Origin of the sequence: Pseudoalteromonas sp. P1-16-1b, from assembly GCF_001401785.1 — a bacterium.
GTDB lineage: Bacteria > Pseudomonadota > Gammaproteobacteria > Enterobacterales > Alteromonadaceae > Pseudoalteromonas > Pseudoalteromonas undina.
In genome coordinates, this window is record NZ_LKGQ01000010.1 from 74,435 (window position 1) to 89,810 (window position 15,376).

13 protein-coding genes are annotated in these 15,376 nt (G+C 40.6%); 10 read left to right on the forward strand and 3 right to left on the reverse strand.

Annotation, left to right across the window (positions count from 1 at the left end):
- Positions 1-21: 21 nt before the first annotated feature.
- Positions 22-2,817, forward strand: a complete 2,796-nt coding sequence (gene glnE, locus AN392_RS09190) for a bifunctional [glutamate--ammonia ligase]-adenylyl-L-tyrosine phosphorylase/[glutamate--ammonia-ligase] adenylyltransferase (RefSeq protein ID WP_055012526.1) — start codon at positions 22-24, stop codon at positions 2,815-2,817.
- Between the two features lie 313 nt (positions 2,818-3,130).
- Here glnE and AN392_RS09195 read toward each other — a convergent pair whose 3' ends face one another.
- The 3 genes from AN392_RS09195 to tolC form a co-directional block, all read right to left on the reverse strand.
- Entirely contained in the window at positions 3,131-3,703 is a 573-nt protein-coding gene (locus AN392_RS09195; protein ID WP_010391576.1) for a toxin co-regulated pilus biosynthesis Q family protein, read from the reverse strand.
- A gap of 37 nt (positions 3,704-3,740) precedes the next feature.
- A complete protein-coding gene (lpxL, locus tag AN392_RS09200) occupies positions 3,741-4,664 on the reverse strand; it encodes an LpxL/LpxP family Kdo(2)-lipid IV(A) lauroyl/palmitoleoyl acyltransferase (protein ID WP_054201907.1) in 924 nt (307 codons plus the stop codon).
- A gap of 108 nt (positions 4,665-4,772) precedes the next feature.
- Entirely contained in the window at positions 4,773-6,131 is a 1,359-nt protein-coding gene (tolC, locus tag AN392_RS09205; RefSeq protein WP_055012527.1) for an outer membrane channel protein TolC, read from the reverse strand.
- Positions 6,132-6,337: 206 nt separating this feature from the next.
- On the opposite strand from tolC, the gene AN392_RS09210 reads away from it, so the two are divergent.
- The 9 genes from AN392_RS09210 to rraB all read left to right on the forward strand — a co-directional run bounded on the left by AN392_RS09210 (position 6,338) and on the right by rraB (position 15,333).
- Positions 6,338-6,964, forward strand: a complete 627-nt coding sequence (locus tag AN392_RS09210) for an NUDIX domain-containing protein (protein ID WP_055012528.1) — start codon at positions 6,338-6,340, stop codon at positions 6,962-6,964.
- Between the two features lie 30 nt (positions 6,965-6,994).
- The gene (locus tag AN392_RS09215) at positions 6,995-7,453 is read left to right on the forward strand and encodes a DUF1249 domain-containing protein (RefSeq protein WP_055012529.1); all 459 of its coding nucleotides are present in this window, start codon (positions 6,995-6,997) and stop codon (positions 7,451-7,453) included.
- Positions 7,440-8,225 (forward strand): metallophosphoesterase, encoded by a 786-nt coding sequence (locus AN392_RS09220; protein ID WP_055012530.1) that lies wholly within the window; start codon positions 7,440-7,442, stop codon positions 8,223-8,225. The genes AN392_RS09215 and AN392_RS09220 overlap by 14 nt, the downstream gene beginning before the upstream one ends.
- Entirely contained in the window at positions 8,210-8,773 is a 564-nt protein-coding gene (locus AN392_RS09225) for a YqiA/YcfP family alpha/beta fold hydrolase (RefSeq protein ID WP_055012531.1), read from the forward strand. The genes AN392_RS09220 and AN392_RS09225 overlap by 16 nt, the downstream gene beginning before the upstream one ends.
- A gap of 20 nt (positions 8,774-8,793) precedes the next feature.
- On the forward strand, positions 8,794-10,683 hold the full coding sequence (parE, locus tag AN392_RS09230; protein ID WP_010391564.1) for a DNA topoisomerase IV subunit B: 1,890 nt from the start codon (positions 8,794-8,796) through the stop codon (positions 10,681-10,683).
- Positions 10,684-10,715: 32 nt separating this feature from the next.
- Positions 10,716-11,810: a sorbosone dehydrogenase family protein gene (locus AN392_RS09235; protein ID WP_055012532.1), complete on the forward strand. Its 1,095-nt coding sequence runs from the start codon at positions 10,716-10,718 to the stop codon at positions 11,808-11,810.
- Between the two features lie 10 nt (positions 11,811-11,820).
- Positions 11,821-14,118, forward strand: a complete 2,298-nt coding sequence (parC, locus tag AN392_RS09240) for a DNA topoisomerase IV subunit A (RefSeq protein WP_010391560.1) — start codon at positions 11,821-11,823, stop codon at positions 14,116-14,118.
- 166 nt (positions 14,119-14,284) lie between these two features.
- Positions 14,285-14,998 (forward strand): 1-acylglycerol-3-phosphate O-acyltransferase, encoded by a 714-nt coding sequence (locus AN392_RS09245; RefSeq protein WP_010391558.1) that lies wholly within the window; start codon positions 14,285-14,287, stop codon positions 14,996-14,998.
- Positions 14,998-15,333: a ribonuclease E inhibitor RraB gene (rraB, locus tag AN392_RS09250; RefSeq protein WP_008110603.1), complete on the forward strand. Its 336-nt coding sequence runs from the start codon at positions 14,998-15,000 to the stop codon at positions 15,331-15,333. Before AN392_RS09245 ends, rraB begins: the two co-directional genes overlap by 1 nt.
- The last annotated feature ends 43 nt before the right edge of the window (positions 15,334-15,376 follow it).

The following is a 15,376-nucleotide window of genomic DNA, read 5'->3' on the forward strand; positions in this document are numbered from 1 at the left end:
GTGAGATAAAAGAGGGTATTGATGAGTAACGACACGCAGCTTCCGATTGAATTACAAAAACTGGGTGAAACGCGTTTTGCAGCGCTGTATCCCGAACAACAAATCCAGCAGCAAATAGTGCGTTTATTAGCGTTAAGTGATTTTGCTTGGCGTAGTTTAAGCTCTCAACCTTCGCTATTATCTTGGTTGCTGTGCGAAGTTGAAATTAATAACAGAGAAATTTCAGATCCCTTTGCAACACTTAATATAAATGAAGTAGAAGAGCAGCAGTGTCATCAATTACTGCGCCAATATCGTGAAAAGTACTGGCTAAAAGTCGCTTTTTTAGACTTATGTTGTGAAAACTCAATTGCGGATAGCATTAAATACATTAGTGAACTTGCCAATAAACTGATAGATAGTGCTAATCAATGGGCCTACAATAATGTTGCTAAAACTAATGGTGAACCATTAGATGAAGATAAAAACGCTTTACCATTAATGGTACTAGGCATGGGGAAGTTAGGAGGGCAAGAGCTAAATTACTCATCTGATATAGACCTTATTTTTGCATACCCCCGCAACGTTAAAACCCAAGGCGGTCGTCGCTCGCTCGAAGCATCTGTTTTTTATACTAAAGTGGCCCAAAAGTTAATTACAGCCCTGAACCAATGCACCGTGGATGGCCAAGTATTTCGGGTTGATATGCGTCTGCGCCCATTTGGTGAAAGTGGTCCGTTGGTGATGAGCTTTAATGCCATTGAAGACTATTACCAAGAGCAAGGGCGTGATTGGGAGCGCTACGCGATGTTAAAAGGGCGATTAATTGGCACGCCTAGTCGTTATTGGCAGGAGTTTAATACTTTGCTGAGACCTTTTGTTTATCGCCGCTACATTGATTTTTCTGTGATTGAATCGCTTAGAAAAATGAAACTCATGATTGCCCAAGAAGTGCGTCGTAAGCGCTTAACTAATAACATTAAATTAGGCGGTGGCGGCATTCGCGAAGTTGAATTTATTGTTCAAGCATTGCAAATGGTCAGAGGCGGCAGAGAAGCAAATTTACAAACACAATCTTTATTAACTGCATTAGAGCAGCTAACAGTTAGCCAAGTGATTGATGAGCATGAAGCCAGAGGGCTTAAAAATAACTACCTTTATTTACGTAGGGTAGAGCAATACCTACAAATTTTTGATGATCAGCAAACACAAACTCTGCCTGATGATGAGCTAAATCAGCAACGGCTGAATGTATTGTTGAAGCAAGGTAATTTTGACTCAGCTATTGAAAAAATAGAACAGATCATGGCGCAAATTCATAATGAGTTTATTCAGGTAATTGGTGAAGAAACTGAACCACTTGATACTTGTGAAGGCGCGTTTATAAGTACTTGGGATCATGGTGATGTTAGCTTTTTGAATGAACCAAGAGAAGAGTGGCAAACACCATTACATGACTTCAAACAGCGCCTATCTAAAGCCAAAGTGGGCAACCGTGGACGCGATATTCTTGATAAATTAATGCCTGCATTACTAAAACAATTAAACGACTTTAATGCTACTGCCAGTGCGTTTACAACGGTATGCCAAATACTAAATAAAATTATTTCGCGCACCGCTTATTTAGAGCTGTTGTATGAAAACCCTGGAACGTTAAAGCAGTTAGTTTTGCTCTGTTGCCATAGCAAGTGGATTGGAGAGCATATTTCATTGTATCCCATTCTACTCGATGAACTTATCGACCCTGCAGTGCTGTATAAACCGACCCCATTAACAGCGTACAAAGATGAAATAAGACAGTATTTTTTACGTATTGAACATGACGATCTTGAACAACAAATGGAAGCATTGCGTCAGTTTAAACAAACCCATCAGTTACGGATTGCTGCCGCAGATGCCACTGGCGTTATTGATGTTATGAAAGTAAGCGATCACTTAACTGCACTTGCAGAAGCGATAGTTGATCAGGCTGTTAATATTGCTTGGTATCATTGTATTAAACGTTTTGGCATGCCACCTAATACCGACGATGAACATAAAGGCTTTGCCGTTATTGCGTATGGAAAAACCGGTGGTTTTGAGGTGGGTTATGACTCTGATCTCGATTTAGTTTTTGTGCATAACCATGACGGTACCAGCTATACCAGCGGCGACAAGGCAATTGACTCAAGGCAATTTTATTTAAAGCTAGCACAGCGTTTAATGCATTTATTTAATACTCGTACTGCTTCAGGTATTTTATATGAATTAGATACTCGACTTCGTCCAGAGGGGGCATCAGGGTTATTAGCGATTAACTTAGAGAGTTTTAATCATTACCAACAAACTCAAGCATGGACGTGGGAGCATCAAGCTTTAGTCAGAGCGAGGCTGATTTTAGGCCAAACTGAATTAGTAACGCGTTTTGCACAAATTCGCGCCGAGATATTGTGTCAAAAACGTGATGTTGAGCTGTTAAAAACCGACGTGATTAAAATGCGCGAAAAAATGCGTGGTCATTTAGCTAAAGGTAACGAGCAGCAGTTTGATTTAAAACAAGACGTGGGGGCGATGACCGATATTGAGTTTATCACCCAATATTTAGTATTAAAGTACGCTCATGAATTTACCCATTTATGCGACTATTCTGACAATGTCAGAATTTTAACGGACGCAGCTAAAATTGGTTGCATTACAGACACACAAAAACAGCAACTTATTAAAGCCTATATAGATTATCGCTCACGCTATCATGTGTTGAGCTTAGATCAGCAGGGTCGCTGCGTAAAACGTGAAGATTTTAGTGAAGATATTAAAAATGTCACGTCGATATGGCAGGCTATTTTTGAATTAAATTGAATAAATACATAGGCGCTCGATTATTATTGAGCGCCTATAAAGCCAAGGGTCTGTTGAACTTTGCGGATTGATATTTGTTCAAACTAGGGGCAATTTAATCGCGGCGCGAGGTTTGTAACCTAGTGGGCTAAGTAAGAACCGAGCAACAAAGAGTTAATTGCCCCTAGGCAGGACCCTTCGGGCAGCGCCTGTTTGGCATTTATTCCACGTTATCGCCTATTTATGGGGAATAACCACACTTCATAGGCTCTGCCTTGCCTAAATACCAAACAGACTGCTGCAAATTCAACCTTGAAAGGTCAACAGACCCTAGTTAATTACTTAGCTTTAAACAGTTTGTACGTACAAATTCAGACGGTAGCTCGGTAATAACCGCTGCGCGTTGTTTAGGGCAGAAAAACGCATACACTTCATTTGAAAAATCATCATTTATAGAGCGGCTAACGCGGTATAAAGCGGAGTTAAAACTGCTATCTATTCGAAAGTGATCCTTAACAACGTAATCTTTGTCTAAGTACCACATTAAAGTAATACCTTCGTTATTAGCATATTGGGTTAGTACGGTACGCAAGGTTGAGTCACGTTGGAAGCGACGCGGGCCTACTTCTCCACTCCAATTTAAAGGCATAGGCTCTACTACAAAAGAACGCTGGTTTAGCGCTCTGTCGAGGCTAAGATCGGGTTTTTCGAGTTCAATTACAAATTTGTCATTGTCTTTATTGACAGAAATTCTATCTCGGATTGATGCATAAAACCGCGATAACCCTTCAGCCGCAGCGTTAGTGGTTTGTTGATAATTGAGTGACGACGAACCATTTAGTAGAAAGTAAATGGCTGCACCAATTAACAATAAAGCTAAAAGTATATATCTAATCCAAAACCACATGGCTGTTACTCATCTTTGTTATTTTAATAACCCATCTTTAATAGAAAGAGGGGGCGTCTTTATCGGGTCGTGTTTTAAAACGTCTATGCAACCACATATATTGTTCAGGGGCGGCATTTATTGATTGTTCCATGCGCTGATTAACACGTGTTACATCGGCTTTATCATCGCCGCTTGGGAAGTTTTCAAGCTCAGGCACGATTTCTAAGTGGTACTTTCCGTTGTTATCCCTATAAGCAATTAAGCTCATTGTTTCGCAGTTTTTACTACCTGCAAACATTAGTGTACCAGTGGTGGTTGCTGTATCGGGTACTGCGTAAAAAGGCACAAACTCACAGCGGTTACGGCCATAATCCTGATCGGGTAAGTAATAACACAGTTTTTTATTTTTTAATGATTTTAATAATCCTTTTACGTCTTTTTTTCCAACCATGTATTCATTAGAGCGAAGACGTCCATTGGTGGTAAAGTATTCCATAAGCGGATTGTTATGCGGGCGGTAAAAGCCAATACCTTGGCACTTCAAACCCATTACACGACTTGTCATTTCAAGATGAAGTATATGTGGAACAAGTAATAAAACGCCTTTTCCTGATTGTTGTACGCGCTCAAAGTGCTCAAGCCCTTTTATTGATCCCAATACTTTTTTGACCCGCCACTGTGGCCACCACCAAGCCATGCCGGTTTCAACCATCGCAATACCGGTATTTTCCATATTTTTAAGTACCAGCTGTTGTTGCTCGGTTTCGCTCATTGTGGGGAAACAGCGTTTAATATTAACCTCAGCAATATGTCTTCTACGCTTCATATATTTATGAACCAAGCGTCCTAGCTGCTTACCCATAGCTAATTGTAGTTTTTGCGGTAACCAAGAAATGAGATATAAAAACAAAACACCAATCCAGGTTAGCCAATAACGAGGACCTAAAAAAGAGGCTTTAAAAGGGGATGAGTTGACCACAAAAATTTTTCTCTAAAAATAAAACGTTAGTTTAACGCTATGTGTTAAAAAATACAAAAAGCCAGCAAAAAGCTGGCTTTAGTGATTATTTATAATGAAGTCGTTTACTTAGTTAACGGTATTTAAACCTTGGTTAATACCCACTAAATCTTCACGGCTCAATGTTCCTGTCGCTTGTTTTAAGCGAAGCGTTGATACAACATAACGATAACGTACATCGGCAAGATTACGCTTTGCATCGTACAAGTTTTGCGTACTAATTAGTACATCAACGATAGTACGTGTACCTACCTCAAAACCCGCTTCAGTGGCTTTTAATGCACTTTCAGCTGAGATAACTGCTTGTTCGAGCGCTTTAAATGTTGCAATGTCAGATACCACTTGATTGTAAGAAGTAATTACAGAGCGAGTGACTGCACGATAATCGGTTTCAAAATCTTGGCTAGCAGCAACGTAAAATGCACGTGCTTGATCTGTTGCAGCAACCGTTGCGCCACCTGAGTAAAGTGGTACGCTAAAGTTTAGTCCAATAGAGGTTGAATCAGAACGAGGCTGGTCGTCAAAACTAGCGCCATTTAACTCACTATCTGTTAATGAGTCGCCGTAGCTAGCATTTAACGTTAGTTTTGGGTAATGACCTGCTTTTGCGAGTTCAATTTGTTCTTTAGCTATATCAACCGTTATTTTTGATACTTGCAGATTTAAGTTTTTGTCTTTAGCTATTTTAACTAAATCAGTTGCAGGCGTACTTGGCTTAACAGTAGAAAATGTTTCGGTGTTTAACATATCCAGCTTTGCGTGGTACTTACCAGTGATCTCACGTAGCTGCTCACGGGCTGTTTCTACCGCATTATTAGCAATGATCTCTTGCGCTACTGAATTATCAAATTGTGCTTGTGCTTCATGTACATCGGTAATAGCTGTTAAACCTACAGCGTAACGCTGTTTAGTTTGTTCAAGTTGGCGCTCAATGGCACGTTTTTCAGCTTGTACAAATTCAAGGTTATCAATAGCGCTAAGTACGTTAAAATAGCCCTCAGCAACACGCACAATTAGGTTTTGCTTGGCAAAGTCGTATTGGCCGCTTGCTTGAAGTGCTTGTTTGTCGGCTATACCTAATGAATTCCATGCGCCTAAATCAAATAACGTTTGGCTTAAGCTAATACCACGAGAAAACTCGTCGTTTTCAGCATTAATTTTATCAAGAGAAGATAAATCCTCAGATTGTCTGAAGGAAGTTGAGTCAGACTTTGTGTAACTCATAGTCAAGCCAATTTGCGGTAATAGTGCGCTCATAGCGCGATCGCTTTGGTATGATTGAGCATCAGCTTGGGCTTTTGCTTTTAAAACGGTAGGATCGTTGGCTGTTGCGATTTCAAAAACTTGAAGTAAATCTTCAGCATTGGCTACGGTTGAGCCCAATGCGCATGATAAACTAACCAGTGCTGCAAGGATGTTCTTTTTCATGTGATGTTCGGTCCTTAGACAATTTTTGTACTACAGGCATGTTAACCTGTTTTACTTAATAACTAAAAAAAAAAATTAGTAAAACAACGTTCTCAAGTGTAACAGAATATATACCTAACACGCCTCATTCGCTCAATTTAGCGTTTTAATAGGGCTGGTAATCAAAGCGTTGATGTATCTGCGCTTCCAAAAAGGAAATAAAAAATATGGCGAATAAGAGTCGTACTCAATTTACCCATGATGATGTGAGATTAAAACCGATTGAAAATTTGTATAGCGGTTTTTTTAAAATAAACCTTTATCAATTTCAGCATGCTCTGTTTGCTGGTGGAGAGTCTGAGGTTATTCGTCGAGAAATTTTAGAGCGTGGCGATGCGGTCGCGGTATTACCTTATGATCCAGTCACTGAGCAAGTATTGCTCATAGAACAAATTCGAATTGGCGCAATTAAAAGCAAACATACGCCTTGGCTGTTAGAATGTATAGCGGGTATGACCGATGGCAGTGAAGATTACGAAGCGGTTGTTAAAAAAGAAGCGCTTGAAGAAGCGGGGCTTAATTTAACAGAACTTGAGTTTATGTTGTCTTACCTTTCAAGCCCCGGCGGTACTACAGAGCGTTTGTTCTTATATTTAGCTCACGCCGATTTAAGCCAAATGAGTATTGGCATTTATGGGTTAGAAACCGAAGGTGAAGATATTAAAACCCATATTATGCACGTAGACGAAGCACTACAGCGACTTAATAGTGGTGAAATAGATAATGCTGCTACCGTAATTTGCTTGCAATGGTTAGCGCTAAATCGCGATAAGATACGTAAAAAGTGGGCATAGTTTTTAATTTTTAATAGTAATGGCGGTATTTTGACAGCACTTTTAACCACTAATCGATACATTCAAAGCCTTCCAAAGTATTTAACGCTTTGTGAGCACAATTACGTACGCCTTTTAAAACTACTGCCTCATGAGCAAGTGATTGGCAATGTAAGAGAAATTAAATTAGGGCACAGTGAATTTGCAATTCACATAGATGATAGTGCTAAGTACACACTTGATGTTTCTATTAAACAGTTAAATGGCATGCTCGTTGGCATTGCACCGCTGTATTTAACGGTACGTTTGTACAATGATGCGAAGGTGGCTGAAATTGTTCATCATGACTACCACCAACGAATTAAGCCTTCTTATGGTTACCCTAACCCAAAAATGCATCAAAAAGATGAAAAGTATCAGTTAAATGCTTTTTTGTATGACTGGTTGGTAGCGTGTGTTGAAAGAGGTCAATCAACACTTAATTGGGATGTAAATAATGGCTTGGTTTGATGACATCTATTATTTTGAACAAACTACGCTTCGAATTGCACATCTAACTGATTGCCACCTTTTTAGTGATAAAGATGCTGAATACTTTGGCGTTAATACCGCTGAACATTTTGTTAAAGCATTGGCTGATATAGCAAAGCAGCAGCCTGATGCGTTGATATTTGGTGGTGACCTAACGCAAGATCACAGCTTTAATTCGTATTTATTATTTGCAGAACTTATTCATAATAGTGACGTTGATTGCCCCGTATTTTGGGTGCCTGGTAACCATGATGAGATTGAACAGCTTAATTTAATTAGTGGTGGGCAAATACAACACGCTAAACACATAGTGGCACAAGGGATTGAGCTGATATTAATTAATTCTAAAGGTAATACGCCTGCAGGGTGGGTCAGTGCCACGCATTTAGATGAAATTATGGCTTGCTTAGTTGATTCAAATAATCGTCACATTGCATTTTGTCATCACAACCCATTACCTATTAATGGCTACCTAGATAAACATATGCTAGAAAATGGGCCGCAACTATTAAATTTATTAGTTAATAATGGTCGCGTTGATGCGTTGTTTCATGGGCATGTCCATAATGACTATCAACAGCAGTTTAGAGGGCTCAATGTTTACGCTACCCCAGCCAGCTGCGTGCAATTTAGTAAACACAGTGCGACTTGGCAGCAAGAAAATAAAGGGGCAGCTTATCGCATGCTGTATTTAAATGCTGAGCAACAACAGGTGCATATACACTCGGACGTGGTATGGTTAAACGAGTAATTTATATTCACGGTTTTAATAGCTCTGAAAAATCATATAAAGCTGTGCGCTTTGGTGAGCTTATGGCACACTATGATGTTGATTATTGTGTGCCGCGTTTAAATCATGAGCCTGTAGAGGCTATTATAGCGCTTGAACAACTATTAACACCGAATACCGTATTATTGGGCAGCTCGTTAGGTGGTTTTTTTGCCACGTATTTATCGCAGCGTTATCAAATTCCTGCGGTGGTAATTAATCCTGCCGTTGCCCCATATACATTATTAGAGCCTATACTTGGGCCTAATTATAATCCGTATCAAGATTATAATTACCAATTAAAAACTCGTCATATAGATGCGCTAAAAGCATTAACGGTGACAGAGTTAAAACACCCTGAGCTGTTGTATTTATTACAGCAAACAGGGGATGAAGTGTTAAATTTTCAGCACGCAATAAAGTATTACTCACAATGTAAACAGTTAATTGAATTTGGCGGCGATCATAGCTTTAATGGCTTTGAACGCGCTTTTTCAAGCATTGTCGATTTTCTTAAAATCAGATATTAGCGTATATAAAGATAAAAACTATGACTCAACAAAATTATAACGCCGAAGCCATTGAAGTACTTAATGGATTAGAGCCGGTAAAACGCCGCCCTGGCATGTATACAGATACCACAAGGCCAAACCATTTAGGCCAAGAGGTAATTGATAACAGTGTTGATGAAGCAATGGCTGGGCACGCAACACGTATTGATGTCATTTTACATGAAGATAATTCGCTTGAGGTGAGTGACGATGGCCGAGGTATGCCAATTGACATTCACCCAGAAGAAGGTATTCCAGGAGTTGAGTTAATATTTACTAAGCTGCATGCCGGCGGTAAGTTTTCAAACAAAAACTATCAATTCTCTGGTGGCTTGCATGGCGTAGGTATCTCGGTTGTTAATGCGCTATCTACCCGCGTGGAAGTAACGGTTCGCCGTGATGCGCAGCAATTTAGAATGGCTTTTGAGCATGGCGATAAAGTTGAAGATTTAAATGTTATTGGCTCAGTGGGTAAACGCAACACTGGTACTACGGTACGTTTTTGGCCAGATACCAGCTATTTTGACTCTGCTAATTTTTCTTTGACTAAGCTTAATCACTTATTAAAAGCTAAAGCGGTTTTATGTCCAGGTTTGCGTATTAAGTTTGTAAATAAACAAACGAAAGAAACCCAAGAGTGGTTTTATGAAACAGGCTTAAAAGATTACTTAATTGAAGCCGTTAAAGGTTACGAAATACTACCTAAAGACCCATTTGTGGGTGAGTTTTCAAGTTCTATTGAAGGCGCTGATTGGGCGGTAGTATGGATGCCTGAAGGTGGTGAGTCGATAGCCGAAAGTTATGTAAACTTAATTCCTACCGCGCAAGGGGGCACCCATGTAAATGGTCTGCGCCAAGGGCTTTTAGAGGCGATGCGTGAATTTTGTGAGTTTAGAAATTTATTACCACGTGGCGTAAAGCTCACCCCAGATGATATTTGGGAACGTTGTAGTTATGTGTTGTCGGTTAAAATGCAAGACCCACAATTTGCAGGGCAAACCAAAGAAAAACTTTCATCACGTTCATGTGCTGCGTTTGTATCGGGTGTAGTAAAAGATGCCTTTAGCTTATGGCTAAATGAGCATACTGACACCGCAGAGCTACTTTCTGAACTATGTATTTCAAATGCACAGCGTCGCTTACGTGCGGCTAAAAAAGTAGTACGTAAGCGAGTTACATCAGGCCCAGCATTACCAGGCAAACTGACCGATTGTAGTGCTGCTGATAATGACCGCACAGAATTGTTTTTAGTAGAGGGTGACTCAGCAGGGGGCTCAGCTAAACAAGCGCGAGATCGTGAATTCCAAGCAATCATGCCGTTAAGAGGTAAAATTTTAAATACTTGGGAAGTAGAATCAGGGCAAATTTTGGCCTCTCAAGAAGTGCACGATATTTCAGTTGCGCTAGGTATAGACCCAGACTCAGCCGATATGTCGGGACTACGTTATAATAAAATTTGTATATTAGCGGATGCTGACTCCGATGGACTGCATATTGCCACCTTACTGTGTGCCTTATTTGTTCGCCATTTCCCACAATTAGTTAAAACCGGCCATGTGTATGTTGCTATGCCACCGTTATTTAGAATTGATATTGGTAAAGATGTTTACTACGCGCTGGATGAAGATGAAAAAACCGGTATCTTAGCGCGCATAGAAGCAGAAAAGAAACGTGGCAAAGTAAACGTACAACGCTTTAAAGGTTTGGGCGAAATGAACCCGCTACAATTGCGTGAAACAACCATGGACCCTAATACTCGTCGTTTAGTACAGCTTACTCTTGATGAAGAGCAGCAAACAATGGAAATGATGGATATGCTACTCGCTAAAAAGCGCTCATCAGATCGCCGTCAATGGCTAGAGGATCATGGTAACAAGGCACAAGTTTAATAAGCCTTTGGGCTTTAAAACAGGAGAGGCAAATGAATAAATTATTTAGCACACTGTTGTTACTGGGCTTAATATCATCGCCAGTGATGGCGAAAAATATACTCGACAAGCTGACCGCTGCACCGGGTTTTGAAATCAGCTTATTTGCTGATGATGTTGAAAATGCACGGCAAATTGCAGTATCAAGCCGAGGTATTGTGTATGCAGGGTCTCGAAAAGCGGGCAATGTGTATGCACTGATTGACCATAACAGCGATGGCGTGGCAGATAAAAAAATAGTGATTGCAGAGGGATTAAATATGCCCTCGGGTTTAGCAATTAAAGGGGGTGACTTATATGTTGGTGAAGTGCACCGTATTATCCGTTTTAAAAATATCGATAAACACCTCAAAAACCCTGAGTATGAAGTGTTTTATAGCGATTTACCGTCAGAGCGTCATCATGGTTGGAAATTTTTGCGTTTTGCACCAAACGGCGAGCTGATAATTCCCGTGGGCGTACCGTGTAATATTTGTGAGGAAGATGCTCGCTTTGGCCGTATTTTTTCGTTAAATACCGATACCAAAGAAATAACGACTTTAGCCAAAGGTGTACGTAATACGGTGGGTTTTGACTTTCATCCTAGTACGCAAATGCTATGGTTTAGTGATAACGGCCGCGACATGATGGGGGATGATATTCCACCTGATGAGCTAAACCGCATTACTAAGGAAGAAGAGCACTTTGGTTTTCCATACGTGCATGGTGGCGTTATTGTTGATCCTGAGTTTGGTGAAGGCAAAAATATTGCTGATTACACTCAACCTGCATTGGCATTGGGGGCGCATGTTGCGCCATTAGGTATTCATTTTTATACCGGCAAACAGTTCCCAGATAGCTACAAACAACAGTTATTTGTTGCTGAGCATGGTTCATGGAACCGCTCTAAAAAGGTTGGTTATAAAGTGGCTGTGGCAACCATAGAAAATGCCAAAGTAACTAAATATACGCCACTGATCACCGGCTTTATGCAAGACGAAACGACATTTGGACGCCCTGTTGCATTTGCACAATTAAATGATGGCAGTCTATTGGTAAGCGATGATTACGCTAACGTAATTTACCGCGTAAGCTATAAGAAAAACTAGGTAAGCTTTAATGAGTGATACAGATACCTTGCTAATGCAAGGAATTGAACAGCAAACAATGGGGCGTTTTACCGAAGACGCCTATTTAAATTATTCAATGTACGTGATCATGGATCGTGCCTTACCGCACGTTGGTGACGGTTTAAAACCCGTTCAGCGTCGTATTATTTATGCGATGAGTGAACTGGGGTTATCGGCAAGTGCTAAATACAAAAAATCAGCCCGTACCGTAGGTGATGTATTAGGTAAATACCATCCTCATGGTGATAGTGCCTGTTATGAAGCCATGGTACTTATGGCGCAGCCGTTTTCTTATCGCTACCCGTTAGTTGATGGTCAAGGTAACTGGGGTGCTGCAGATGATCCGAAGTCGTTTGCGGCAATGCGTTATACCGAAGCGCGTTTATCTAAATTCTCTGAAGTATTACTTAAAGAGTTAGGCCAAGGGACTGTTGATTGGACGCCAAACTTCGACGGCACCATGGATGAACCATTAGTATTGCCATCGCGCTTACCGCATATATTACTTAATGGTGTCACCGGTATTGCGGTAGGTATGGCAACCGATATACCGCCGCATAATGTGCGTGAAGTAGCCAGTGCCTGTTGTTTATTACTTGATAAACCAAAAACAGAACTCGAAGAGTTATTGGATTTAGTGCATGCGCCTGATTATCCAACTGATGCTGAAATAATTACTCCAAAAGCTGATATTCACAAAATTTATAAAACCGGTCGTGGCTCAATTAAAATGCGCGCTGTGTATTGTGAAGAGCAGGGCGATATAGTTATTACTGCGTTACCGCATCAATGTTCGGGTGCAAAAGTACTTGAGCAAATTGCAGCGCAAATGAATGCTAAAAAGTTGCCGATGGTGGCCGATTTACGTGATGAATCTGATCATGAAAACCCGACCCGTATTGTGATTGTGCCGCGTTCAAATCGAATTAAAGCTGAGCCATTAATGGCGCACTTATTTGCCACCACCGATCTTGAAAAAAATTACCGCGTAAATTTAAATATGCTCGGCTTAGATGGTCGTCCACAGGTTAAAGATTTACGTAGTATTTTAACAGAGTGGTTAACCTTTAGACGCGAAACGGTACGTCGTCGCTTGCAATATCGACTTGATAAAGTACTGGCTCGATTACATATTTTAGAAGGTTTACTGGCTGCCTTTTTAAATATTGATGAAGTTATAGAAATCATCCGCTCTGAAGATAAGCCTAAGCCAATATTGATGGAGCGCTTTGATTTAACCGATATTCAAGCAGAAGCCATTTTAGAATTAAAACTTCGTCATTTAGCAAAACTTGAAGAGTTTAAAATTCGTGGTGAGCAAGATGAATTGGCGAAAGAGCGTGACAAATTAGAGCAAACACTGGGCTCAGACCGTCGCATGTCGACCTTATTGAAAAAAGAAATTCAAGAAGCCGCAGAAATGTATGGTGATGATCGCCGCTCGCCAGTGATTGAGCGTGTAGAAGCTAAAGCTCTAAGCGAAAAAGATTTAATACCATCAGAGTCAGTCACCGTGGTGCTATCAGATAAAGGCTGGGCACGGGTTGGTAAGGGTCATGACTTAGATGTGGAAGGATTAAATTACAGAGCTGGTGATGGTTATAGAGCATCAGCGAGAGGTAAAAGTAATCAGCCTGCGGTATTTTTAGATTCAGCTGGACGTGCATTTGCCACTGATGCTCATAGTCTTCCTTCAGCGCGAAGCCAAGGCGAGCCAATGACAGGGCGCTTTAATCTAACCTCAGGCGCCAGCTTTGAGCACGTAGTAATGGGTGAGGACGCTCAAGTGTTGTTAATGGCCTCCGACGCTGGTTATGGTTTTATTACTGACTTTAAAGATTTAGTGAGCAAAAACAAAAACGGTAAAGCGTTAGTGAGTGTGCCAAAAGGTGGTGTGTTACTTTCGCCAATTCGCGTTAACGACGTGGCTACTGACTACTGTATGGCGATTTCTAACGAAGGGCGGATGTTGTTATTCCCACTGCGTGACCTACCTAAGCTAGGTAAAGGTAAGGGTAATAAAATTATTTCTATTCCGGGTGCGAAAGTACAAGCCCGCGAAGAGTTTGTAAAAGTATTAGCTGTTGTGCCGCAAGGCAGCAGTGTAACGCTGCATGCAGGTAAGCGTAAGCTGACCCTTAAACCAAGCGACCTTGAGCATTACCATGGCGAGCGAGGCCGCAGAGGTAATAAGTTACCTCGTGGTTTACAGCGCGTAGATGAAGCTGTGGTAGAGTTAACACCGCAACAAGTTGATGAGCCAAGCTCAGACGCAGAGCCAAGTTAATCTTGAGATCAAATTAGATAAAATTAGAAAACGGCTTACTCAGGTAAGCCGTTTTTTTATGACTGTTTTATTTCAGCGCACGCTTGTGCGCTATTTTCTCGTCTGCGTAACAAAATAACGTTATAATAAAATAATACATGATTGTGGTTATATTGGAGAGGCGCACTTGCTAGCTGTTATACGTATTTTAATAATGCTGTTGTTTATATTATTAAGTTGTTTTTTTGGTTTGTTGTTATCAATATTTAGACCATTTCATCCTAATAATGTGCATGTTATTGCAAGTTGGTTTGGCTCAATGGCTAAAATGCTTGGGGTTAAATTAGAACTAAAATATCATCCCGATGCGCTTAAGGTGGGGCCCGCTGTGTATGTAGCGAATCACCAAAATAGCTATGATTTATTTACTATTCCAGCTATGGTGCCAAAAAATTGTGTGAGTGTTGGCAAAAAAAGCTTGAAGTGGATCCCATTTTTTGGTCAGCTTTATTGGTTATCGGGTAATATTTTAATCGACAGAGCAAATCGCTCAAAAGCGGCAGGCACTATTTCTAAAGCAGCGGCTAAAATAAAACAAAAAGGCTTGTCGGTGTGGATGTTCCCTGAGGGGACGCGTAGTTATGGTCGTGGTTTACTCCCTTTTAAAACCGGTGCTTTTCATACTGCAATGAGTGCAGAGGTACCTGTTGTGCCAGTATGTATGAACACAACCGATAAAACCATTAAACTAAATCGCTGGGATAATGGTACAATTTACATTGAAATGTTAGCCCCCATAGCACTTGATAACAGTATCAGTGCCCGTGAACATGCTAAAAGTGTGCACAGCATTATGGCTGCTAAAATAACAGAATTAGATGCTCAAGTGAGAGAGAAATAATGGAAAACTGGCGTGAAATAAGTGAAGACATCGTAACTTCATTACTTGAAGATGGTTCCGATCCGGAAATCCTTTATGAAGTAGAGCACCACTTTGTATGTGAAGATTTTACTAAGTTAGAACAAGCTGCACTTGCTGCGTTTAAACTAGGTTACGATGTAGAAGAGCCAGCAGAACTTGAGCTTGAAGACGGCGAAAAGATTTGGAGTTTTGACATTGTTGTTGAAGCCGAATTAGATGTTGACGTTATAATGGAAGACGTTGATAAGCTTGCACAGCTTGCGGTTGAATGCGACGTAGAATACGACGGTTGGGGCACTTACTTTCAAGAGTAAGGGTTACCAATGCAAAAGGCGAACAATTATGTTCGCCTTTTTT